This is a genomic window from Pseudomonas sp. 18058, assembly GCF_902706155.1.
Lineage (GTDB): Bacteria > Pseudomonadota > Gammaproteobacteria > Pseudomonadales > Pseudomonadaceae > Aquipseudomonas > Aquipseudomonas rustica.
The window spans coordinates 112,933-134,618 of the sequence record NZ_CACSJY010000005.1; the positions used below are offsets into that span (position 1 = coordinate 112,933).

Genomic DNA, 21,686 nt, shown 5'->3' on the forward strand with positions numbered 1-21,686 from the left:
TCATGTGGCAACGAGGCAAAAACTGCTGATAGTGGTATTCAGGGATTTTGGTTCACCAGAGATCGTTCCCACGCTCTGCGTGGGAACGCCTCATCGGACGCTCCGCGTTCGGCTCTTGGGACGCAGAGCGTCCCGGGCTGCATTCCCACGCGGAGCGTGGGAACGATCATTACGCGGGGGACATTTCTTGGGCCAGGCCTAGGAACGCCGCAGGCAACCGCGCGCCCTTGCGCTCTTTCAGGCAATACAGATACTCAGGAATCTGCGGCGCATTCTCGATCGTCAGCACGCGCAACTGCGGATCATGCGGCACTTCCTGCCGGGCAATGATGCTGATGCCGATATTGCGCAACACCGCCTCCCGAATCGACTCACGGCTGCCAATCTCCAGCAACGGACCGAAACTCACCCCGGCACTCGCCAGCAATTCTTCGGTCAACCGCCGCGTGGTCGACCCCGACTCACGCATCAACAACGTATGCCCGGCCAGCGCACTCAACGTCACATGCTCCTGCACAGCCAACGGATGATTGCGATGCACCGCCAGCACCAGCGGATCAGTACCGAGCACCCGGCGAATCAACCGCGCGTCATCGAGCAATTGCGACGACGCGGCGATATCCACCCGATAATCCTCCAGCGCTTCGAGTACCTGCTGCGAGTTGCCGATTTCCACCGACACCTCCACTTGCGGCAAGCGCTCACGAAAGGTCTTCACCAGATCGAGAATGTAATACGGCGCTGTCGCGGCAATGCGCAACGTGCCCTGCACCTGACCGCTGTTGCGCAGGAAAAACTCGATGTCGGCTTCCTGCTGCAACAGCGTCTTGACCATCGGCAGCAACCGCGCGCCTTCATCACTGACGCTCAGGCGCCGGCCGCCACGGTAGAACAGTTCCACCGAATACTGACTTTCCAGATTACGTATCTGGGTGGTCACGGTCGGTTGGCTGAGGCCGAGTTTTTTCGCCGCCAGCGTGATGCTGCCCAGGCGGGCGACCATGTAAAACGCTTTCAGCTCGGCACTCAGCACAACTCTTCCTCATCTATTTGCGCAGCAGGCGCAAACCGTTGAACACCACCAACAGGCTCACGCCCATGTCGGCGAACACCGCCATCCACATGGTGGCGAGCCCGGCGAAGGTTACCGCAAGAAAGATCGCTTTGATCACCAGCGCCAGCGCGATGTTCTGTTTCAGGATGCTGGCGGTGTTGCGCGACAGGCTGATGAACGCCGGGATCTTGCGCAGATCGTCATCCATCAGGGCGACATCGGCGGTTTCGATCGCCGTGTCGGTACCGGCCGCGGCCATGGCGAAACCGATCTCGGCGCGGGCCAGTGCTGGCGCGTCGTTGATGCCGTCGCCGACCATGCCCACACGATGGCCCTGCTTGTACAGGTCTTCAATGGCTTGCAGTTTGTCGGTTGGCAGCAAATCACCGCGCGCTTCATCGATGCCTACCTGCGCGGCAATCGCCTGCGCGGTGTGGACGTTGTCGCCAGTGAGCATCAAGGTTTTCACCCCGAGTTCGTGCAACTGACGGATCGCTTCGCGGCTGGTTTCCTTGACGGTATCGGCCACGGCGAACAGCGCCAGTGGGCCGGAGCTGTCGAGCAGCAGCACCACGGATTTGCCCTGTTTCTCCAGCGCGAAGAGTTTTTCTTCCAGCGCTGGCGAGCACAGGCCGAGTTCTTCGACCAGACGATGGTTACCCAAGTGATAGGTCTGGCCGTTGATTTCGCCTTTGACGCCACGCCCACCCAGCGCTTCGAAGTTATCCACAATCAGCGCGGCGAAGTTTTTATCCACAGCGGCGTTGGCGATGGCCAGCGACACCGGGTGGTCGGAACGACCGGCCAATGCAGCGGCGATTGCCGGTGCGGTGGCGTCTGTCGTCGCGTCGAGAGACAGGTAATCGGTCTGCACCGGTTTGCCGTGGGTGATCGTGCCGGTTTTATCCAGCGCCAGATAGTCGAGCTTGAAACCGCCCTCCAGGTACACGCCGCCCTTGACCAGAATGCCTTTGCGCGCCGCTGCCGCGAGGCCGCTGACGATGGTCACCGGAGTGGAAATCACCAGTGCGCACGGGCACGCGACCACCAGCAACACCAGCGCGCGGTAGATCCAGTCGAACCACACAGCGCCCATGAACAACGGCGGAATGATCGCCACGGCCAAGGCAAACACGAACACCACGGGCGTGTAGATTTTCGAGAACTGATCGACGAATCGTTGGGTCGGTGCGCGCGCGCCTTGGGCTTGTTCGACGGCGTGGATGATCCGCGCCAACGTCGAGTTGTTCGCCGCAGCGGTGACCGCGTATTCCAGTGAACCGGCCTGGTTGATAGTGCCGGCGAAGACTTTGTCGCCGACGGTTTTCTCGACCGGCAGGCTTTCCCCGGTGATCGGCGCCTGGTCGATGGTCGAGTTGCCGCTGAGCACTTCGCCGTCTAGCGCAATGCGCTCGCCGGGCTTCACTCGCACACGGGCGCCGAGTTCGACGCTTTTCACGTCCTGTTCGACCCACGAACCGTCAGCCTGCAACACCGTGGCTTGCTCTGGCGTCATCTGCATCAGGCCGCTGATCGCATTGCGCGCACGGTCGAGGGAGCGCGCTTCGATCAGCTCGGCGACGGTGAACAGGAACATCACCATCGCCGCTTCCGGCCACTGGCCGATGAGGATGGCACCGGTCACGGCGATGCTCATCAGCGCGTTGATGTTGAGGTTGCGGTTCTTCAGGGCGATCCAGCCCTTTTTGTAGGTGGTCAGGCCACCGCTGAGGATCGACACCAGCGCGATAATCGCCACCACCCAGGTGGGCGCGGCGTTGGTGAAATGAATGACTTCAGCGGCAAGCGCACCAATGCCGGACAACGCCAGCGGCCACCAGTGTTTTTTCACTGGCGCCGGGGCTGGCGAATCGACGCCCGCCTCCAGCGGCTCGGCGTGCATGCCGAGGGATTTGATCGCTTCGGTGATCGGCTCGGTGCCCGGCAGATTGTGGGTCACGCCGAGTACGCGATTGATCAGGTTGAATTCCAGTTGCTGCACGCCGGTGAGTTTGCCGAGCTTGTTCTGGATCAGCGTCTGCTCGGTCGGGCAGTCCATCGCCTCGATGCGGAAACTGCTTAGCCGCGCATCGGCGGTGGTCTTTTCGCTCAGTTGCACCAGTGCAGGCGCGGCGGCGTTCGACGAGCAGCAAGAATCTTCGTGCGCATGCACCGGGGCCGGCGCTGCGACTTTCGACCCGCAGCAAGAATCGCCGCCCTGTGAATGCTTATGCACAGGCTGCAATTTATGACTGTGATCGTGGCCGTCGCCGGGCTTGTGGGTGTGCTGGGAATCGCTCATTGGTCGCGTCCATGAAGGTGCCTGTTGCCAAGTAAAGACCCTGTAGCCACTATAGGGTCAAGCACCCTTTTGGAGATTGCCGTCATGAAGATCGGAGAACTGGCCAAACTCACCGACTGCGCCGTGGAAACCATCCGCTACTACGAGCGCGAAAACCTCCTGCCGGAACCGGCCCGCAGCGACGGCAACTACCGCGTCTACACCCAGGCCCACGCCGAACGCCTGACCTTCATCCGCAACTGCCGCACCCTCGACATGACCCTCGAAGAAATCCGCAGCCTGCTGGCCATGCGTGACAGCCCGCAGGATCAGTGTGAAAGCGTGAATACGCTGATCGACGAGCACATCCAGCATGTGAAGGCGCGGATTGATGGGTTGTTGGCGTTGCAGACGCAACTGCTCGATCTGCGCCAACGCTGTGGCGAAGGGCCGACGGCCGATCAATGCGGGATATTGCAGCGGCTGGAGGTCAGCGGCGGAGTGGTCGCCACCGAAGTCGAACACTCCCACGTAGGCCGCAGCCACGGCCACTAAAGAACACCGCATAACGCTCGTTCCCATGCTCCGCGTGGGAATGCCGCCATGGACGCTCCGCGTCCAAAGTGACGCAGAGCGTCACGGGATTCATTCCCACGCAGAGCGTGGGAACGATCCTACCGACTAGACCGCCATTGGCGCGGTCATTGGCGCGTGGTGTTCGTAGCCTTCAAGCGAGAAGTCGCTCGGCTCGACCAGTTCCAGCCATTCCGGCTGGTACACGCCAGTCTTGGCAAACTCCGGCACGCGATCGGAGATTTTCAGCTTAGGCATGGCGAACGGCTCGCGCTTGAGCTGTTCGTTGAGCATGTCCAGGTGGTTCTCGTAGACGTGCGCATCACCGATGAAATAGGTGAACCAGCGCGGCGTGTAGCCGGTCAGGCGACCGATCAGGCTCAGCAGCGCTGCGCCTTCGGTAAGGTTGAACGGCGTGCCCAGACCCAGATCGTTGGAGCGGATGTAGAGGGTCAGTGAAATCTCTTTGGTCTCGACGTTCGGATGGAACTGGTACAGCAGGTGGCACGGCGGCAGAGCCATTTCATCCAGCTGAGCGACGTTCCAGCCGTGGAACAGAATCCGGCGGCTGCCCGGATCCTTGATGATCGTGTCGACGCACTGACGCACCTGGTCGATGGCTTTGTACAGCACCACGTAGGCCTGGCCGTCTTCTTCGCCCTGAGCGATCTGCTTGTAGCCGTTGCTCAAGGTTTGTTCGATGGCGGCGCTGTTGCTCAGCGGGATCTGCTTGTACGCCGGCCATTTGCGCCATTGCACGCCGTAGATTTCGCCGAGGTCGTCGTCGCCCTGCCGGAACGGGTTGGCCAGCCACTGCGCGTTTTCGTTGGCGTTCTGATCCCAGACCTTGCAGCCCAGCGCGCGGAATTCAGCGGCGTTGTTCACGCCACGAAGAAACCCGCACATCTCGCCGATGGCCGATTTGAAGGCCATTTTGCGCGTGGTGATCGCCGGAAAACCTTCCTGCAGATCGAAACGCAGCATCGCACCCGGGAAACTGATGGTGTTGATGCCGGTGCGGTTGGCCTGTTTGCTGCCGTTCTTAATGACGTGCGAGACCAGTTCGAGATATTGCTTCATGAGTTACCTGTGTCCTTTGAGCCCCGGCGTCGCGCGCCGGGGTTCGTAGTTTAAGCCGTCGGCGCGAGCGGTGCTGCCGGTGCGCGACGATAGGCCAGCCAGATCAGGAACAGCCCGCCGACGATCATCGGCACGCAGAGCACCTGGCCCATGGTCAGCCAGTTCCAGGCCAAGTAGCCGAGTTGCGCATCCGGTACGCGGACGAATTCGACGATGAACCGGAAGATGCCGTAGAACAGCGCGAACATGCCGGAAACGGCCATGGTCGGACGCGGCTTGCGCGAGAAAATCCACAGAATCAGGAACAGCGCCACGCCTTCGAGCGCGAACTGATACAGCTGCGACGGGTGACGCGGCAGTTGCGCCGGATCGCTGAATGGCGGGAAGACCATGGCCCACGGCACGTCGGTGGCTTTGCCCCACAACTCGGCGTTGATGAAGTTACCGATGCGCCCGGCGCCCAGACCGATCGGCACCATCGGCGCGACGAAGTCCATCAACTGGAAGAACGACTTGCCGTTGCGCTTGCCGAACCACAACGCGGCCAGCATCACCCCGATGAAGCCGCCGTGGAACGACATGCCGCCCTTCCACACTTCGAAAATCAGCGTCGGGTTGGCCAGATAAGCGCTCAGGTCGTAGAACAGCACATAGCCCAGACGTCCGCCGACGATCACGCCCATCGACATCCAGAAGACCATGTCGGAGAGTTTCTCCTTGGTCCAGGTCGGGTCGAAACGGTTGAGCCGGCGCGACGCCAGCAGCCACGCACCGCCGATGCCGATCAGGTACATCAGACCGTACCAGTGGATTTTCAGCGGACCGATGGCCAGGGCCACCGGGTCGATCTGCGGGTAAGGCAGCATTGCGACTCCTCGTTAGAGTTGAAACCAAAATTCCCGGGCGACGCTGCCACCTCAGGATTAAGCCAGGATTGCGACGCGGTTAAAGTAGGAAGCTCAAACCCACGCTGAACAGCAAAGCGGCGAACAGCCGTTTCAGCAAGCGCGGCGACAATCGGTGCGCCAATCGCGCGCCGATGCGGGCGAAAACCATGCTGGTCAGGGCGATGCCCAACAACGCCGGCAAATACACAAAACCGAGACTATGCGGCGGCAACAACGGATCGTGCCAGCCCAGAATCATGAAACTTAAAGCACTGACCAAAGCGATCGGCAGACCGCAGGCCGATGACGTCGCCACCGCTTGCTGCATCGGCACACTGCGCCAGGTCAGGAACGGCACGGTCAGCGATCCGCCGCCAACGCCAAAAATCGCCGAGGCCCAACCGATCACACTGCCGGCCACGGTCAGACCGAATTTGCCCGGCACGGTTCGACTGGCCTTGGGTTTGACGTCCAGCGCCAACTGCACCGAGATCACCAACGCGAACACGCCGATGATCTTTTGCAGGTGCGGCCCGGAAATCGCCTCGGCCGTCACTGCACCAAAACCGGCGCCGAGCAGGATGCCCACGGCCATCCACATGAAGATCGGCCAGCGCACTGCGCCTCGACGATGATGCTCACGCACGGCGTTGACCGAGGTGAAAATAATCGTCGCCAGCGAAGTGCCGACTGCCAGATGCGTGAGGATCGACTGGTCGAAGCCCTGCAAGGTAAAACTGAACACCAGCACCGGGACAATAATGATCCCGCCGCCTACCCCGAACAGCCCGGCCAACACGCCGGCACAGGCGCCCAGCGCCAGATAGAGCAGAAATTCCATGTCCCTCTCCCAGACGCATCCCGAAAACCGGAGCGGCATGGTAACGGATGCATGGCCTTCGGCTCCACTTACGATGGATGCACGGGCGCTGGATGCGTAGAGTGAGCAAAAAACACACAAGGATCACCTTATGTGCCTGATTGTTTTCGCCTGGCGCCCGGGCCATGCCCAGCCGCTGATCGTCGCGGCCAACCGCGACGAATTCTACGCCCGACCGAGCCTGCCGCTGGCGCCATGGCCCGAAGCGCCGCACGTGCACGCGGGGCGTGATCTTGAGGCTGGGGGCACCTGGCTGGGGATTGGCGCTAATGGGCGCTTTGCGGCGCTGACCAATATTCGTGATCCGCAACAGCCGCCGGCGCGCAAATCGCGAGGGGAACTGGTGGCGCGGTTTCTGACCGGTGATCTGTCGATTGATGATTATTTGATCGATGTGGTTGGGCGTTCGACGGAATACGCCGGGTTTAATCTGCTGCTCGGCAACAGCCATGAGTTGTGGCATTTCAATGCAAGGTTGTCGGAGCCGGTGATGTTGGCGGCTGGCGTCTATGGATTATCCAATGCCGGGCTGGATACGCCTTGGCCGAAGTTGCTCAAGGCCAAGGCTGCGTTGAGTGCAGTGCTGGATGATCCGCAACCAGAGCTTTTGCTGGGGTTGTTGAGTGATCCGCAGGTTGCGCCGTCGGCTGAGCTGCCGGATACCGGGGTGGGGATGGCGACGGAGACTTTGTTGTCGAGTGTGTTTATTGCCAGCCAGAGTTATGGGACGCGGGCGAGTACGGCGCTGGTGGTGCAGGCGAATGGGACGCGGCGGATGGTCGAGCGGAGTTTTGGGCCGTATGGCGGGCATTTGGGCGAGGTGGAGATTGTTGTTTAGCGGTGTTTGAACTGACGCCTTCGCGAGCAAGCCCGCTCCCACATTCGACCACATTCCAAGATTAGAACGCGGTCAATGTGGGAGCGGGCTTGCTCGCGAAGAGGCCCTCAAGGTTTTAGAGAGCCTTGACGACCGCCGGCGGATTCATCTTCGACAACCCAAGGTTCTTCAGCGCCAATTGCAGCGAGCTGTGGATAACTTGCGGGTTGTCGATGGTCATCAGCTCAGCCAAGAGATCCTTGGCCTTGCTCAGATTCACCTGACGCAACATCCACTTCACCTTCGGCAAGTTGGTGGCGTTCATCGACAAACTATCGAAGCCCATCGCCATCAACAGCACCGCCGCCGCCGGATCACCGGCCATCTCGCCGCAGATACTTACCGGTTTGCCTTCCGCATGCGCATCACGCACCACCGTTTGCAGGGCTTGCAACACCGCCGGATGCAGGTAGTCGTAAAGGTCGGCAACACGCGGGTTGTTACGGTCGACCGCCAGCAAATACTGGGTCAAATCGTTGGAGCCGACCGAAAGGAAGTCGACCATCCGCGCCAATTCCTTGGTCTGATACACCGCCGCCGGAATTTCGATCATCACGCCAATCGGCGGCATCGGCACGTCGGTGCCTTCGTCGCGCACTTCGCCCCAGGCCCGGTGGATCAGGTGCAGGGCTTCTTCGAGTTCGTGGGTGCCGGAGATCATCGGCAGCAGAATCCGCAGGTTGTTCAGGCCTTCGCTGGCCTTGAGCATCGCGCGGGTCTGCACCAGGAAGATTTCCGGGTGGTCGAGGGTGACGCGGATGCCGCGCCAGCCGAGGAACGGGTTGTCTTCCTTGATCGGGAAGTACGACAGCGACTTGTCACCGCCGATGTCGAGGCTGCGCATGGTCACCGGTTGCGGGTGGAACGCGGCGAGCTGCTCGCGGTAGATCGCCAGTTGCTCCTTCTCGCTCGGGAAGCGCTGGTTGATCATGAACGGCACTTCGGTGCGGTACAGGCCGACACCTTCGGCGCCACGCTTCTGCGCCCGCGCCACATCGGCGAGCAAACCGGTGTTGACCCACAGCGGCATGCGGTGGCCATCGAGGGTCACGCACGGCAGGTCGCGCAGGGTGTCGAGGCCCAGCGCCAGTTGTTTCTCTTCTTCGACGACTTCGGCGAACTGCTTGCGCAACACTTCGCTCGGGTTGGTGTAAACCTCGCCGCGCGTGCCGTCGACGATCATTTCGATGCCGTCGACCTTGGCGTACGGCAGATCGACCAGACCCATCACCGTCGGAATGCCCATGGCGCGGGCAAGGATCGCCACGTGCGAGTTACCCGAACCGAGTACCGAGACCAGACCGACCAGCGTGCCTTCCGGCACCTCGCCGAGCATCGCCGGCGTCAGTTCTTCGCTGACCAGAATGGTTTTTTCCGGGTAGACCAGGTTCTGCTGACGCTCTTCCTGCAAGTAGGCGAGCAAGCGGCGACCGAGGTCTTTGACGTCCGAGGCACGCTCACGCAGGTAGGCGTCGTCCATCAGTTCGAAACGGTTGACGTGCTCCGTGACCACCTGACGCAGCGCGCCCTGGGCCCATTGGCCGGTCTTGATCACGGTGGTGATTTCGCTGCCCAGCGAGGCATCGTCGAGCATCATCAGATAGACGTCGAACAGCGCGCGCTCTTCGGGGCGCAGCTGTGTCGCGAGCTTGGCGGACAACGCACGCATGTCGGCGCGCACGCCTTCGATGGCGGTCTTGAACAGCGCCAGCTCAGCGTCGATGTCAGTAATGTTTTTATCGGGCACCACGTCGAGATCGGCCGGCGGCAGCATGACCACCGCCGTACCGACCGCCGCACCCGGTGAACCCGGCACGCCGACGAACTTGGCTTCCTGAATGCCTTTGCCCTGACGGCCCAGGCCGCGGATCGAACCCGTGGCCTCGGCGTGGGCGATAACGCCGGCGAGCTGCGCGCTCATGGTCACGAGGAAAGCTTCTTCACCTTCGTCGAACTGGCGGCGTTCTTTTTGCTGGATGACCAACACGCCGACGACGCGGCGGTGGTGAATGATCGGTGCACCGAGGAACGAGGCGTAACGCTCTTCACCGGTTTCGGCGAAGTAGCGGTAGCGCGGGTGAACAGACGCGTTTTCGAGGTTCAGGGGTTCTTCACGCGTGCCGACCAGACCGACCAGACCTTCGTTGGGTGCCATGCTGACCTTGCCGATCGAGCGCTTGTTCAAGCCCTCGGTGGCCATCAGGACGAAGCGGTTGGTCTCGGGATCAAGCAGGTAGACCGAGCAGACCTGGCTGCCCATGGCCTCTTTGACGCGCAACACAATAATCCCCAACGCCGCCTTGAGATCCTTGGCGGAGTTAACTTCCTGGACGATCTTGCGCAGCGTATTGAGCATGGCTCGGGGTCGAACTCCGTCGTCAGTCGCGCGCTAAAAGGCGCGGGGCAAGCTCTTTGAGGGCGCGGCGATACACCTCGCGCTTGAATGTCACCACCTGGCCCAACGGATACCAATAGCTGACCCAGCGCCAGCCATCGAACTCCGGTTTACCGGTCAAATCCATCCGCACCCGCTGCTCGTTGGAGATCAGGCGCAGGAGAAACCATTTCTGTTTCTGGCCGATGCACAGCGGTTGGCTGTGGGTACGCACCAGACGTTGCGGCAAACGATAGCGCAACCAGCCCCGAGTACAGGCCAGTATTTCAACATCTTCACGTTCCAGGCCAACTTCTTCGTTCAGCTCGCGGTACAAGGCGTCTTCCGGCGTCTCTTCAGGGTTGATTCCCCCTTGCGGAAACTGCCAGGCATCTTGATTGATACGGCGAGCCCATAGCACCTGGCCGGCGTCATTCGTCAGAATGATCCCGACATTGGGGCGGAAACCATCGGGGTCGATCACGGGCACAACCTCGCAAACGCATGTCGCCGCATTGTTCCACAAAGGTTGATGAGGCGGCAACGAAGCTTCCTACCTTATGTGCACTCTTGTGAAAAGACCGTATTCTTGTCGCCTTTTTACAGACTTATCAGCGGGTAACTGCAATGCGCCTGGCTCTATTCGATTTGGACAACACCCTTCTGGGCGGCGACAGCGATCACGCCTGGGGCGACTATCTGTGTGAACGCGGTTTCCTCGACCCGATTGCGTACAAAGCGCGCAACGACGAGTTCTATCAGGATTACCTGGCCGGCAAACTGGATAACGCCGCGTACCTGAACTTCTGCCTGGAGATCCTCGGTCGCACCGACATGGCCGTGCTCGAGCAATGGCACAGTGATTACATGCGCGACTGCATCGAGCCGATCGTGCTGCCGCAGGCGCTGGAACTGCTGAAAAAACACCGTGATGCCGGCGACAAACTGGTGATCATCACCGCGACCAACCGCTTCGTGACGGCGCCGATTGCTGTGCGTCTGGGCGTTGAAACCCTGATCGCCACCGAATGTGAAATGGTTGATGGCCGTTATAGCGGGCGTAGCACGGATATTCCGTGCTTCCGTGAAGGCAAGGTGACGCGCCTGAATCGTTGGCTGGAAGAGACCGGGTATTCGTTGGACGACAGCTATTTCTATAGCGATTCGATGAATGATTTGCCGTTGCTGGAGCAGGTGGCGAATCCCGTCGCTGTTGATCCGGATCCGAATCTGCGGGCTGAGGCCGAGAAGCGTGGTTGGCCAGTGATTTCGTTGCGCGACTGAAGATCAACAGATCGCAGCCTTCGGCAGCTCCTACAGGTTCGGAGTCAGATCACATTTTTGTGATCGACAAAAATCCCCTGTAGGAGCTGCCGCAGGCTGCGATCTTTTCGCTTCACACCGGTTTGGCGCCCATCAACCCGGCAATCGCGACAAAACACACGAAACTGAACAACGCCAAAGCAAAGCTGAACTTGCCCACCCCACCCGGCGCCTTGCGCAACCGATTCAACCGCACCAGCAACCACAACCACGCCAACGCCGCCACGGTGTAGAGCACGCTCGACGCCAGAATCCACGTCTGCCCCAGCGGCCAGCCCACCAGATGCACCATCCACCAGCCAGTAAACGGCATACTCAGCAGCGCCAGGCCCATCAGCAGCCAGACAAACACCCGTGGCCGCTGCAACGTGCGGCTGCCCGCCGTCGCATCACCTTTGCGCTTGGCCAGAAACACCCAGATCGCCAGACCCAGCGCGCTCGCCAGCAAAACCACGGTGGCGACCACATGCGCCATTTTCAGGGCCGTTAACGTTTCCATTGTCAAAATTCCTTATTGCTTGCCCATCAGCGTAGCCGCTCAGCCGAGAAACAGCTGATAGGCCGGGTTCTCGCTTTCATCCCAGTACGGGTAGCCGATCTCTTCCAGCGCCGCCGGCACCAGATGACGCTCGTCGTGCGGCACTTGCAGGCCGGCGACCACACGGCCATCAGCGGCACCGTGGTTGCGGTAGTGGAACATCGAGATGTTCCAGCGCCCGCCAAGCTTATTAAGGAAGTTGAACAGTGCCCCCGGGCGCTCCGGGAATTCGAAGCGGAACACCACTTCATCAATCACGTGCGCCGCGTGCCCGCCGACCATGTGGCGGATGTGCAGCTTGGCTAGTTCGTTGTCGGTCAGATCAGTGACCGGGAAACCTTGCTCGGTCAGGCTCGCCAGCAGTGCGCTGCGCGGATCGTTTTCCGGGTGGGTCTGCACGCCAACGAAAATGTGCGCTTCGCTGCCGGTGTTGTAGCGGTAGTTGAATTCGGTGATCTGGCGCTTGCCGATGGCTTCGCAGAAGTTTTTGAAGCTGCCGGCCTTCTCGGGGATGGTCACGGCGATGATTGCTTCGCGGCCTTCACCCAGTTCAGCGCGCTCGGCGACGTGGCGCAAGCGGTCGAAGTTGACGTTGGCACCGGAGTCGATGGCGACGAAGGTCTGGCCGCTGACACCGCGTTGTTCGACGTACTTCTTGATCCCGGCTACGCCCAAGGCGCCGGCAGGTTCGGTGATCGAGCGGGTATCGTCGTAGATATCCTTGATTGCCGCACAGATCTCGTCAGTGCTGACGGTTATCACTTCATCGACGTAGTCTTTGCAGATGTCGAAGGTGTGCTGGCCGATCTGCGCCACCGCCACGCCGTCGGCGAAAATGCCCACGGTTGGCAGAACGACGCGCTCACCGGCAGCCATCGCGACTTGCAGGCAGTTGGAGTCGTCCGGCTCGACGCCGATGACTTTGATGTCCGGACGCAGGTATTTCACGTACGCGGCGATACCGGCGATCAGACCGCCGCCACCAACCGGGACAAAAATCGCGTCCAGCGGCTGCGGGTGCTGGCGCAGAATTTCCATCGCCACGGTGCCCTGCCCGGCGATGGTGTGCGGATCGTCGTACGGGTGGATGTACACGTAGCCTTTTTCATCGACCAGTTTCAGCGAGTAGGCCAGCGCTTCCGGGAACGAGTCGCCGTGCAGTACCACTTTGCCGCCGCGCGAACGCACGCCTTCGACCTTGATTTCCGGAGTGGTCTTAGGCATGACGATGGTCGCTTTTACGCCCAGCACTTTCGCCGCCAGGGCCAGGCCCTGCGCATGGTTGCCCGCCGACGCGGTGACCACGCCACGGGCGCGCTCTTCTTCGGTCAACTGAGTCAACTTGTTGTAAGCGCCGCGAATCTTGAACGAGAACACCGGCTGCAAGTCTTCGCGCTTGAGCCAAATGTCATTGCCCAGCCGCTCGGAGAGCTGGCGAGCGTTCTGCAGCGGGGTTTCTACGGCAACGTCATAAACGCGCGAGGTGAGGATCTTTTTGACGTACTGTTCGAGCATCGGAAAGCATCACTGAGCGGGTTGGGCAGGGCCAAGGAGTCTAACCCGGCTTTTGCCCGGGCGACCACACGAATCCAGAGGTTTTAGCCGCGCCTTAAAAGATCGCAGCCTGCGGCAGCTCCTACAGAATGCATGCGATTCCTGTAGGAGCTGCCGCAGGCTGCGATCTTTTGATCTGCCAATAGGACAATGACCTTCCCAGTCATGGGGCCTATAATGCCGGCCTTTCCGTTCTCACCTTGCCCGCTTCCGGAGCCCGCATGACCCAGGATCAACTCAAACAGGCAGTGGCTCAGGCCGCCGTCGACTTCATCCTTCCGAAACTCGACGACAAGAGCATCGTTGGGGTCGGCACCGGCTCCACCGCCAACTGCTTCATCGACGCCCTGGCCCAGCACAAGGGCGCGTTCGATGGCGCGGTCGCCAGTTCCGAAGCCACTGCCGCGCGCCTCAAGGGCCACGGGATTCCGGTGTATGAGCTGAACACCGTCAGCGATCTGGAGTTCTACGTCGATGGCGCCGATGAAAGCGACGCGCACCTGAACCTGATCAAGGGCGGCGGCGCAGCTCTGACCCGCGAGAAGATCGTTGCGGCCGTGGCCAAGACCTTCATCTGCATCGCCGACGCCAGCAAACTGGTGCCAGTGCTGGGTGAATTCCCGCTGCCAGTCGAAGTGATCCCGATGGCCCGCAGCCACGTTGCCCGCCAACTGGTGAAACTGGGCGGCGACCCGGTGTACCGCGAAGGCGTGCTGACCGATAACGGCAACATCATCCTCGACGTGTTCAACCTGCAGATCACCAACCCGGTGGAGCTGGAAGCGCAGATCAATGCGATTGTTGGCGTGGTGACTAACGGCTTGTTCGCGGCACGTCCGGCGGATTTGTTGTTGCTGGGTACTAGCGAAGGTGTGAAAACCCTTAAGGCTGAGTAATCAGCCCGCCCACGATTTTGTGGACAGACGAATAACCTGTAGGAGTGAGCCTGCTCGCGATAGCGATGTGTCAGTCGATATAGATGGCGACTGACACATCGCTATCGCGAGCAGGCTCACTCCTACATTGGGTTTTGTGGTGTTGGTTAGTTCGGCGTTGGTTTTTTGAAGACGTAAAACAGGTTCGGCTCGCTCACCATGTACAGCGTGCCATCGTCGTCCATCGCAATGCCTTCCGCCTGCGGCACGGTTTTCTTCAAACCCTGACGCCCGCCACTGATGGACATCGTGCTCAACGGCCGCCCATCGACATCCAGTTCAAGAATCAACCGCGATTCATCCGACAGTGCCAGTAAATGGCCGCTGCGTTCGTCGTACTGCAAACTCGACAGATCACGCACAAACATCCCGGCATCGCGCTTGGGGTTGTTGATCACGTGCACCGCGTAGGATTTTTCCGGGTTGAAGTGCGGAAAACCATGCACTTCGTAGATCAGCATCGGGTCGCGCTCTTTCGCCACGAACAGGCGCTTGCCCACCGAGTCGTAAGCCAGACCTTCAAACCCCTTGTTGCCACTCATGTGCACGCCGAGGGTCATCTGCTCGGCATCCGCCGCATCGAGGAACGTGGTGCCTTCTTCCAGATGAATCTTGATCAGCCGCTGCTCACGCTCGTCGGTGATCACGTAGGTGTCGGCGCTGATGAATTCGACAGCCTCCGCATCGCCAAAGCCGATCAGCGAGATGCGCCGCAGGATCTTGCCTTCCAGCGACAGCTCAACCAGCTCGGCATTTTTGTTGGTCACGGTGAACAGGCTTTTGCGCACCGGATCGAAGGTCAGCGCTGACACATCGTCGTCCAGACCGTCGATAACTCGTGCTTCAATCTCCACACGGTATTGATCCAGACCAATGGATTCGGTGCTTTGCGGTTGCCATAAGGTGTGCAGGTTGAACCAGGCACGCTCGAACAGGCGCAGGTATTGGCCGATCGCAATCAACGCGATCAGGGCAATCACCGAGACGATGATGACCAGAGGTTTGGGACGGGCAAGTCGACGCATTCGGGCGGGCTCGAAATCAAAACAGGCGGATGAAATATCACGCCCGTCTGAACTGAAGCTTAATGGCCACTTGCCTCAAACCACAAGACAACCCTGTATTTGATCGTTCCCACGCTCTGCGTGGGAATGCCGCCGGGGACGCTCTGCGTCCGACAATCAAAAGATCGTCCGAACGCGGCCCGAACCTTCGGCAGCTCCTACAGGATTCGAGGAGGCCGTTATTTCTGTTTTTCGAAGCGGTAGAACAGGTTCGGCTCACTGACCATGTACAGCGTGCCCGCCTCGTCCATGGTTACGCCTTCGGCGCGCGGGATGGTTTTTTTGATGCCGTTGAAGCCGCCGAGCAAAGTCATGAAGCTGACTTGATCGCCCTTCTCATCCAGCTCCAGCAATAGATGCGAATCAGCGGACAGCACCAGTGTGTGGCCGGTGCGCGGATCCACCGCCAGCGCCGAGAGATTGCGGATGTCCAGTTCATCGCTGGCGAGTTTCTGCTTGTCGCCCGTCAGCGTCTGGGTGCCGTCGCTTTTCCAGGTGAACAACGCCGGTGGCCGCTCCTCGCCCAGTAGCAGTTGCTGATTACGCGGATCCCAGGCAATCGCTTCGAAGGCTTTGTTCTGGTCTTTCGAGGGGCCGAGGTCGTATTTGGGGAAGTCGGCGATGTTCAGTTCGCGGGTGTCGGCGTCGACTTTGACGATCGAGAGTATGTGCTCGCGCTCATCGACGATGGCCATCAGGCCGTTTTCCATCACGGTCAGGCCTTCCGGATTGCTCCAGCCCTTGAGCGGCATTTTGCGCAGGACGTCACCTTGCAGGCTCAGCTCGGCAAGGAACGGGTTTTTGCCCATTACCGAAAACAGGGTTTTGGTCTGCGGGTTATAGGACAGGTCGGAGGCTTCGTCTTTCTCCATGCCCGGCAGCAACTTCGCGTCGATCACCGCGTGGTAGTCGGGCAACCAGACGCTTTCCTTTTGCTCGGTCGGGCTCTCGAAACGCTCCAGCACCCACAGCACGCCACGGTCATCCCAATGCATGGCGAACGCCAGGCCATAGGCGGCGATAAGGACCAACACCAGCCAGGAATACCAACGCAGGGCAAAACGTGAACGGCGGGCGGATTTGAGCTGAGTTTGAGATGACATCGAGGGACGCGTTCCGAAAATTCAGGCTATGGGTAATAGCACAAAGAGGCCGGCTCAGACGCCAGATTTTCCGGAATTATCCAGACAGGATGTGAAAAAAACGGCAAATGGCGGGATTGCGGTATGCGAAGACGTAAGGTCAAAGATCAAAGATCAAAAGATCGCAGCCTGCGGCAGCTCCTACAGGGATCGGTGTAGGAGCTGCCGCAGGCTGCGATCTTTTGCGGTTAGCGAACGCTGCTGTTAAAGCTGCTCGCGCCCACCAGTTCCAGGACGATGTCGTCGCCGACATTCAGCGGGCCGACGCCCACTGGCGTACCAGTGAGGATCACGTCACCGGCCTGCAGCGAGAAGCAGCCGGCCATGTGCTGGATCATCGGCACGATCGGGTTGAGCATCGCGCTGCTGTTGCCGTCCTGACGGACTTCGCCGTTGATGGTCAGGCGAATGCCGATGTCGGTCAGGTCAGCGAAGGTGCTGCCGACCACGAACGGAGCAATCACTGCCGCGCCGTCGAACGACTTGGCGATTTCCCACGGCAGGCCCTTGGCTTTCAGCTCGGCCTGCTTGTCGCGCAGGGTCAGATCCAGCGCCGGGGCGAAACCGGAGATCGCATCGAGCACTTCTTCACGGCTCGGCTTGGTCGACAACGGCTTGCCGATCAACACGGCGATTTCCGCTTCGTAGTGCACCGAACCGCGCTCGGTCGGAATGGCGAAACCGCCTTCCAGCTCAACCACGCAACTGCCCGGTTTGATGAACAGCAACGGCTCGGTAGGCACCGGGTTGTCCAGTTCCTTGGCGTGTTCGGCGTAATTACGGCCAATGCACACGACTTTCCCGATCGGGAAGTGGATGCGCGTGCCGTCGACGTACTGGTGCTGATAGCTCATTTACCGACTCCTGCCTTCATTGATTCATCAAAGATTACAGATCAAACCGCGAAGATCTTGCCCGGGTTCATGATGCCGTTCGGGTCGAACACCGCTTTTACCGCTTTCATGTACTCGATCTCAACCGGCGAGCGGCTGTAGGTCAAATAATCACGCTTGGTCATGCCGACGCCGTGTTCGGCGGAGATCGAACCGTTGTACTTCTCGACGGTTTCGAACACCCACTTGTTGACGGTCGCGCACTTGGCGAAGAACTCATCCTTGCTGAGGTTATCCGGCTTGAGGATGTTCAAGTGCAGGTTGCCGTCGCCGATGTGGCCGAACCAGACGATTTCGAAATCCGGATAGTGTTCGCCGACGATCGCGTCGATTTCCTTTAGAAATGCCGGCACTTTCGACACGGTGACCGAGATGTCGTTCTTGTACGGCGTCCAGTGCGAGATGGTTTCGGAGATGTACTCGCGCAGCTTCCACAGATTCTGCAGTTGGGTTTCGCTCTGGCTCATCACGCCGTCAAGCACCCAGCCCTGCTCGACGCAGTGCTCAAAGGTTTCCAGTGCGCTGTTGGCCACTTCTTCGGTGGTCGCTTCAAATTCCAGCAACGCGTAGAACGGGCAATCGGTTTCAAACGGCGCCGGTACGTCGCCACGGCCCATGACTTTGGCCAGGGCTTTGTCGGAGAAGAATTCGAACGCGGTCAGGTCGAGTTTGCCCTGGAAGGCGTGCAGCACCGGCATGATCGAGTCGAAATCGGCGGTGCCGAGCACCATCGCGGTGAGGTTTTTCGGCGCACGATCGAGGCGCATGGTCGCTTCAACGACGAAACCCAGCGTGCCTTCAGCGCCGATGAACAGCTGACGCAGGTCGTAACCGGTGGCGTTCTTGATCAGGTCTTTGTTCAGTTCCAGCACATCGCCCTTGCCGGTGACGACTTTCATGCCGGCGACCCAGTTGCGGGTCATGCCATAGCGAATCACTTTGATCCCGCCGGCGTTGGTGCCGATGTTGCCGCCAATCTGGCTGGAGCCTGCCGAGGCGAAGTCGACCGGGTAGTACAGGCCTTTTTCTTCGGCGACGTTCTGCAAATGCTCGGTGACCACGCCCGGCTGACAAACGGCGGTGCGGTCAGTGAGATTCACGTCGAGAATCTGATTCATGTAATCGAACGAGACGACTACTTCGCCATTCGCCGCCACGGCAGCGGCGGAAAGCCCGGTGCGCCCGCCCGATGGCACCAGCGCGACCTTGTGTTGATTGGCCCAACGGACAACCGCCTGCACCTGTTCAATGGTCTTGGGAAACACGATGGCGCTCGGCGCCGGGGCGAAGTGCTTGGTCCAATCCTTGCCGTACGCATTCAGGGAGTCGACGTCGGTGAGGACTTTGCCAGGCTCAACCAGGGTCTTCAGTTCATCAATCAGGGCAGGATTGGTCATCGACAGAACTCTCGAACAATTCATGGTCATCCTGAGAACGCTTCACGTCGCAGGAATGAGTGTTTAGCGGGGAGGCTATGCTAGCATATCGACCCCGCAGGACAGTGCCTAAGGCCAGATCCGCGGAGACGACATTCTTGTCGTCCGGGTCAGCGTCTGTTGACCATTTCCTGCCATTTTTCTCCGGGATACAGGTTTACGCAGATGAGCAAGACTTCTCTCGATAAGAGCAAGATCAAGTTCCTTCTTCTCGAAGGCGTCCACCAATCGGCTGTCGACGTCCTCAAGGCGGCGGGCTACACCAGCATTGAGTACCTCACCGGTTCTCTGCCGGAAGCCCAGCTCAAGGAAAAGATTGCTGACGCTCACTTCATCGGCATTCGTTCGCGCACGCAACTGACCGAAGAGATCTTCGATCACGCGAAGAAGCTGGTAGCAGTCGGCTGCTTCTGCATCGGCACCAACCAGGTTGACCTGAGTGCTGCCCGCGAGCGCGGTATTGCCGTGTTCAACGCGCCGTACTCCAACACCCGCTCCGTTGCCGAGCTGGTGCTGGCCGAAGCGATCCTGCTGCTGCGCGGCATCCCGGAGAAAAACGCTTCCTGCCACCGTGGCGGCTGGATCAAATCCGCAGCCAACTCCTTCGAGATCCGTGGCAAGAAACTCGGCATCGTCGGCTACGGCTCGATCGGTACTCAGCTGTCGGTTCTGGCTGAAGGCCTGGGCATGCAGGTGTATTTCTACGACACCGTGACCAAGCTGCCGCTGGGCAACGCCACTCAGGTCGGTAACCTGACCGAGCTGCTGGGCATGTCCGACATCGTTACCCTGCACGTTCCGGAAACCGCTGCGACCCAGTGGATGATCGGCGAGAAGGAAATCCGCGCCATCAAGAAGGGCGGCATCCTGATCAACGCGGCGCGCGGTACCGTGGTCGAGCTGGACGCCCTGGCGGACGCGATCAAGGACAAGCACCTGATCGGCGCAGCCATCGACGTGTTCCCGGTGGAGCCACGCTCCAACGACGAAGAGTTCGAAAGCCCGCTGCGTGGCCTCGACAACGTGATCCTGACCCCGCACATCGGTGGTTCGACCGCCGAAGCGCAAGCCAACATCGGTCTGGAAGTGGCAGAGAAACTGGTCAAGTACAGCGACAACGGTACGTCGGTTTCGTCGGTCAACTTCCCGGAAGTGGCCCTGCCGGCTCACCCTGGCAAGCACCGCCTGCTGCACATCCACGAGAACATCCCGGGTGTGATGAGCGAGATCAACAAGGTCTTCGCCGAAAACGGCATCAACATCTCCGGTCAGTTCCTGCAGACCAACGAGAAGGTTGGCTACGTGGTGATCGACGTCGACGCCGAGTATTCGGATCTGGCGCAAGAGAAGCTGCAGCACATCAACGGCACTATCCGTAGCCGCGTGTTGTTCTGATTTAGCGTTGAGCGACAAAAAAAGGGAGCCTTCGGGCTCCCTTTTTCATGCACGGCGAAAAGGTTATTCGACGTTGATGGTGATTTTCTTCGAGACGATTGGCGGGTCGAACGCCATGTGGTTCTTGTCACCCAGCTCCAGTTGCAAGGTGTGCTTGCCCGGGGCCAGTTTGATTTCAGCGAAGGTCTGCGCCTTGCCGAAGTGCATGTGGTTGGCATCGGTCGGCACTACCGCGCCGGCCGGAACGATTTCCTTGGCGTCGATCAGCAGGTGGTGGTGACCGGTGTTGGCGGTGACGTCACCGGCCGGTGCCAGTGCGACGTCCTTGGTGCCGAACTTGACCTTGAACTGCTGGGAAACCGTGGCCCCGTCCTCGGGAGAAACGATGAACACTTCGGCACCTTTTGGCGCAGGGGTGGCAGCACTGGCCAGCACCGAAACACCCATCAGCACACCGGCCAATGCTGCACGTGACATAAAGCTTTTCATTTTCTTCTCCAGTTTTTCCGTAAAATCCGCACGGTCATGACAACTTCATGACCATTCGTTGTCGAAGGCACTCGACAACCATAGCAAAGCGAGCCTGAATCAGAGCATCGCGATAATGATTTCAAAGGAGTGACCATGCGTTTTCTGCCTGGCCTGATCTGCCTGCTACCCCTTCTGAGCCCGTTGGCTCACGCCGAACTTATAGATGACGTCAATGATCGCGGTGAGCTGCGCATAGCCCTTGAGGCTAATACACCGCCCTTCAATTACAAGGACGATGGCGACAAACTCACGGGGTTCGAGGTCGAGCTGGGGCAAATGCTCGCCAACGAGCTGGATGTGCGCGCCGACTTCATCGTCACCGACGAAGCCGACCTGTACCAGGGCGTTGAAAGCGGCAAATACGACGTTGCGCTCAACCACATAGCACTGACCGCCGAACTCAAGGATCGTTTCGACGTAGAGCCTTATGGCAAGGTCGAGGCGCAGATGCTGGCGAAGAAGGATGAGCCGGCGCAGCCACAACCGATGGTGCTGGTGCAGGCGTTGACGGATGCCAAACCGAAGGCGAGCGCGCCGGTGGAATTGGCGATACCGTTTCAGAAGGGTAATCCGGCGTTTCACGCCAGCCTTGAGAGCGCGATGCAGCGGATCAGGGCGGATGGGCGCTTGGCGGCGCTGACCGAGAAGTGGTTGAAGCCTTAAAAGCCCCTCACCCTAGCCCTCTCCCAGAGGGAGAGGGGACTGAATGGGGGATGCTGAAGGGATACGCCGACCTGAAATGGATGTACCGAATCCGAAATCGACTGGCCATGGCTGTGTCGAATCCATAATCGATAAGGTCTTTCAGGTCGATGTAAGACGCCGAACAACTCGGTCGGCCCCCTCTCCCTCCGGGAGAGGGCTGGGGT

Annotated in this window: 20 protein-coding genes; 6 read left to right on the forward strand and 14 right to left on the reverse strand. The window is 59.9% G+C overall.

Annotated features, from left to right (window positions below; translation table 11 throughout):
- Positions 1-169: 169 nt before the first annotated feature.
- A complete protein-coding gene (locus tag GVL50_RS04470; RefSeq protein ID WP_008088437.1) occupies positions 170-1,033 on the reverse strand; it encodes a LysR family transcriptional regulator in 864 nt (287 codons plus the stop codon).
- A 13-nt stretch (positions 1,034-1,046) separates the two neighbouring features.
- Positions 1,047-3,356, reverse strand: coding sequence for a heavy metal translocating P-type ATPase (locus tag GVL50_RS04475; protein ID WP_159811906.1), 2,310 nt, complete (start codon positions 3,354-3,356; stop codon positions 1,047-1,049).
- Positions 3,357-3,440: 84 nt separating this feature from the next.
- On the opposite strand from GVL50_RS04475, the gene cadR reads away from it, so the two are divergent.
- On the forward strand, positions 3,441-3,890 hold the full coding sequence (gene cadR, locus GVL50_RS04480; RefSeq protein WP_159811907.1) for a Cd(II)/Pb(II)-responsive transcriptional regulator: 450 nt from the start codon (positions 3,441-3,443) through the stop codon (positions 3,888-3,890).
- Between the two features lie 126 nt (positions 3,891-4,016).
- Here cadR and GVL50_RS04485 read toward each other — a convergent pair whose 3' ends face one another.
- The 3 genes from GVL50_RS04485 to GVL50_RS04495 form a co-directional block, all read right to left on the reverse strand.
- Positions 4,017-4,988 carry a thymidylate synthase gene (locus GVL50_RS04485; RefSeq protein WP_159811908.1) on the reverse strand — a complete coding sequence of 324 codons (972 nt, stop codon included), beginning with the start codon at positions 4,986-4,988 and terminating at the stop codon, positions 4,017-4,019.
- Between the two features lie 50 nt (positions 4,989-5,038).
- Positions 5,039-5,854, reverse strand: a complete 816-nt coding sequence (gene lgt / locus GVL50_RS04490) for a prolipoprotein diacylglyceryl transferase (protein ID WP_007913003.1) — start codon at positions 5,852-5,854, stop codon at positions 5,039-5,041.
- Positions 5,855-5,933: 79 nt separating this feature from the next.
- A complete protein-coding gene (locus tag GVL50_RS04495; protein WP_159811909.1) occupies positions 5,934-6,716 on the reverse strand; it encodes a sulfite exporter TauE/SafE family protein in 783 nt (260 codons plus the stop codon).
- A gap of 130 nt (positions 6,717-6,846) precedes the next feature.
- On the opposite strand from GVL50_RS04495, the gene GVL50_RS04500 reads away from it, so the two are divergent.
- A complete protein-coding gene (locus GVL50_RS04500; protein ID WP_159811910.1) occupies positions 6,847-7,593 on the forward strand; it encodes an NRDE family protein in 747 nt (248 codons plus the stop codon).
- A gap of 115 nt (positions 7,594-7,708) precedes the next feature.
- Here the strand turns inward: GVL50_RS04500 and ptsP are convergent, their stop codons facing one another.
- Positions 7,709-9,988: a phosphoenolpyruvate--protein phosphotransferase gene (gene ptsP / locus GVL50_RS04505; RefSeq protein ID WP_159811911.1), complete on the reverse strand. Its 2,280-nt coding sequence runs from the start codon at positions 9,986-9,988 to the stop codon at positions 7,709-7,711.
- A gap of 22 nt (positions 9,989-10,010) precedes the next feature.
- Positions 10,011-10,490, reverse strand: coding sequence for an RNA pyrophosphohydrolase (locus GVL50_RS04510; protein WP_003229203.1), 480 nt, complete (start codon positions 10,488-10,490; stop codon positions 10,011-10,013).
- A 143-nt stretch (positions 10,491-10,633) separates the two neighbouring features.
- On the opposite strand from GVL50_RS04510, the gene GVL50_RS04515 reads away from it, so the two are divergent.
- Positions 10,634-11,290 (forward strand): HAD family phosphatase, encoded by a 657-nt coding sequence (locus tag GVL50_RS04515; RefSeq protein ID WP_159811912.1) that lies wholly within the window; start codon positions 10,634-10,636, stop codon positions 11,288-11,290.
- Positions 11,291-11,402: 112 nt separating this feature from the next.
- Here the strand turns inward: GVL50_RS04515 and GVL50_RS04520 are convergent, their stop codons facing one another.
- Positions 11,403-11,828 (reverse strand): DUF2269 domain-containing protein, encoded by a 426-nt coding sequence (locus GVL50_RS04520; RefSeq protein ID WP_159811913.1) that lies wholly within the window; start codon positions 11,826-11,828, stop codon positions 11,403-11,405.
- Positions 11,829-11,867: 39 nt separating this feature from the next.
- Complete coding sequence (gene ilvA, locus GVL50_RS04525; RefSeq protein ID WP_159811914.1) at positions 11,868-13,382, reverse strand: threonine ammonia-lyase, biosynthetic; 1,515 nt, start codon at positions 13,380-13,382, stop codon at positions 11,868-11,870.
- Between the two features lie 260 nt (positions 13,383-13,642).
- Here ilvA and rpiA point away from each other — a divergent pair, with 260 nt between their 5' ends.
- A complete protein-coding gene (gene rpiA / locus GVL50_RS04530; protein ID WP_007913886.1) occupies positions 13,643-14,317 on the forward strand; it encodes a ribose-5-phosphate isomerase RpiA in 675 nt (224 codons plus the stop codon).
- A 146-nt stretch (positions 14,318-14,463) separates the two neighbouring features.
- On the opposite strand, the gene GVL50_RS04535 is transcribed toward rpiA, so the two are convergent.
- The 4 genes from GVL50_RS04535 to GVL50_RS04550 form a co-directional block, all read right to left on the reverse strand.
- On the reverse strand, positions 14,464-15,381 hold the full coding sequence (locus tag GVL50_RS04535; RefSeq protein WP_159811915.1) for an SdiA-regulated domain-containing protein: 918 nt from the start codon (positions 15,379-15,381) through the stop codon (positions 14,464-14,466).
- A gap of 218 nt (positions 15,382-15,599) precedes the next feature.
- On the reverse strand, positions 15,600-16,523 hold the full coding sequence (locus GVL50_RS04540) for an SdiA-regulated domain-containing protein (RefSeq protein ID WP_053124800.1): 924 nt from the start codon (positions 16,521-16,523) through the stop codon (positions 15,600-15,602).
- 227 nt (positions 16,524-16,750) lie between these two features.
- Entirely contained in the window at positions 16,751-17,416 is a 666-nt protein-coding gene (locus GVL50_RS04545) for a fumarylacetoacetate hydrolase family protein (protein ID WP_053124802.1), read from the reverse strand.
- Positions 17,417-17,457: 41 nt separating this feature from the next.
- A complete protein-coding gene (locus GVL50_RS04550) occupies positions 17,458-18,852 on the reverse strand; it encodes an FAD-binding oxidoreductase (RefSeq protein ID WP_159811916.1) in 1,395 nt (464 codons plus the stop codon).
- 204 nt (positions 18,853-19,056) lie between these two features.
- On the opposite strand from GVL50_RS04550, the gene serA reads away from it, so the two are divergent.
- A complete protein-coding gene (gene serA / locus GVL50_RS04555) occupies positions 19,057-20,286 on the forward strand; it encodes a phosphoglycerate dehydrogenase (RefSeq protein WP_053124806.1) in 1,230 nt (409 codons plus the stop codon).
- A 63-nt stretch (positions 20,287-20,349) separates the two neighbouring features.
- On the opposite strand, the gene GVL50_RS04560 is transcribed toward serA, so the two are convergent.
- Complete coding sequence (locus GVL50_RS04560) at positions 20,350-20,775, reverse strand: DUF4399 domain-containing protein (protein WP_053124809.1); 426 nt, start codon at positions 20,773-20,775, stop codon at positions 20,350-20,352.
- Positions 20,776-20,910: 135 nt separating this feature from the next.
- Here GVL50_RS04560 and GVL50_RS04565 point away from each other — a divergent pair, with 135 nt between their 5' ends.
- Positions 20,911-21,480 carry a transporter substrate-binding domain-containing protein gene (locus GVL50_RS04565; RefSeq protein WP_053124811.1) on the forward strand — a complete coding sequence of 190 codons (570 nt, stop codon included), beginning with the start codon at positions 20,911-20,913 and terminating at the stop codon, positions 21,478-21,480.
- Positions 21,481-21,686 lie beyond the last annotated feature (206 nt).

Bases quoted from the DNA above. Each gene is read 5' to 3' on its own strand.
- GVL50_RS04475 (WP_159811906.1), bottom strand. From the start codon at position 3,356: ATGAGCGATTCCCAGCACACCCACAAGCCCGGCGACGGCCACGATCAC.
- cadR (WP_159811907.1), top strand. From the start codon at position 3,441: ATGAAGATCGGAGAACTGGCCAAACTCACCGACTGCGCCGTGGAAACC.
- GVL50_RS04485 (WP_159811908.1), bottom strand. From the start codon at position 4,988: ATGAAGCAATATCTCGAACTGGTCTCGCACGTCATTAAGAACGGCAGC.
- lgt (WP_007913003.1), bottom strand. From the start codon at position 5,854: ATGCTGCCTTACCCGCAGATCGACCCGGTGGCCCTGGCCATCGGTCCG.
- GVL50_RS04495 (WP_159811909.1), bottom strand. From the start codon at position 6,716: ATGGAATTTCTGCTCTATCTGGCGCTGGGCGCCTGTGCCGGCGTGTTG.
- GVL50_RS04500 (WP_159811910.1), top strand. From the start codon at position 6,847: ATGTGCCTGATTGTTTTCGCCTGGCGCCCGGGCCATGCCCAGCCGCTG.
- ptsP (WP_159811911.1), bottom strand. From the start codon at position 9,988: ATGCTCAATACGCTGCGCAAGATCGTCCAGGAAGTTAACTCCGCCAAG.
- GVL50_RS04515 (WP_159811912.1), top strand. From the start codon at position 10,634: ATGCGCCTGGCTCTATTCGATTTGGACAACACCCTTCTGGGCGGCGAC.
- GVL50_RS04520 (WP_159811913.1), bottom strand. From the start codon at position 11,828: ATGGAAACGTTAACGGCCCTGAAAATGGCGCATGTGGTCGCCACCGTG.
- ilvA (WP_159811914.1), bottom strand. From the start codon at position 13,382: ATGCTCGAACAGTACGTCAAAAAGATCCTCACCTCGCGCGTTTATGAC.
- rpiA (WP_007913886.1), top strand. From the start codon at position 13,643: ATGACCCAGGATCAACTCAAACAGGCAGTGGCTCAGGCCGCCGTCGAC.
- GVL50_RS04535 (WP_159811915.1), bottom strand. From the start codon at position 15,381: ATGCGTCGACTTGCCCGTCCCAAACCTCTGGTCATCATCGTCTCGGTG.
- GVL50_RS04540 (WP_053124800.1), bottom strand. From the start codon at position 16,523: ATGTCATCTCAAACTCAGCTCAAATCCGCCCGCCGTTCACGTTTTGCC.
- GVL50_RS04545 (WP_053124802.1), bottom strand. From the start codon at position 17,416: ATGAGCTATCAGCACCAGTACGTCGACGGCACGCGCATCCACTTCCCG.
- GVL50_RS04550 (WP_159811916.1), bottom strand. From the start codon at position 18,852: ATGACCAATCCTGCCCTGATTGATGAACTGAAGACCCTGGTTGAGCCT.
- serA (WP_053124806.1), top strand. From the start codon at position 19,057: ATGAGCAAGACTTCTCTCGATAAGAGCAAGATCAAGTTCCTTCTTCTC.
- GVL50_RS04560 (WP_053124809.1), bottom strand. From the start codon at position 20,775: ATGAAAAGCTTTATGTCACGTGCAGCATTGGCCGGTGTGCTGATGGGT.
- GVL50_RS04565 (WP_053124811.1), top strand. From the start codon at position 20,911: ATGCGTTTTCTGCCTGGCCTGATCTGCCTGCTACCCCTTCTGAGCCCG.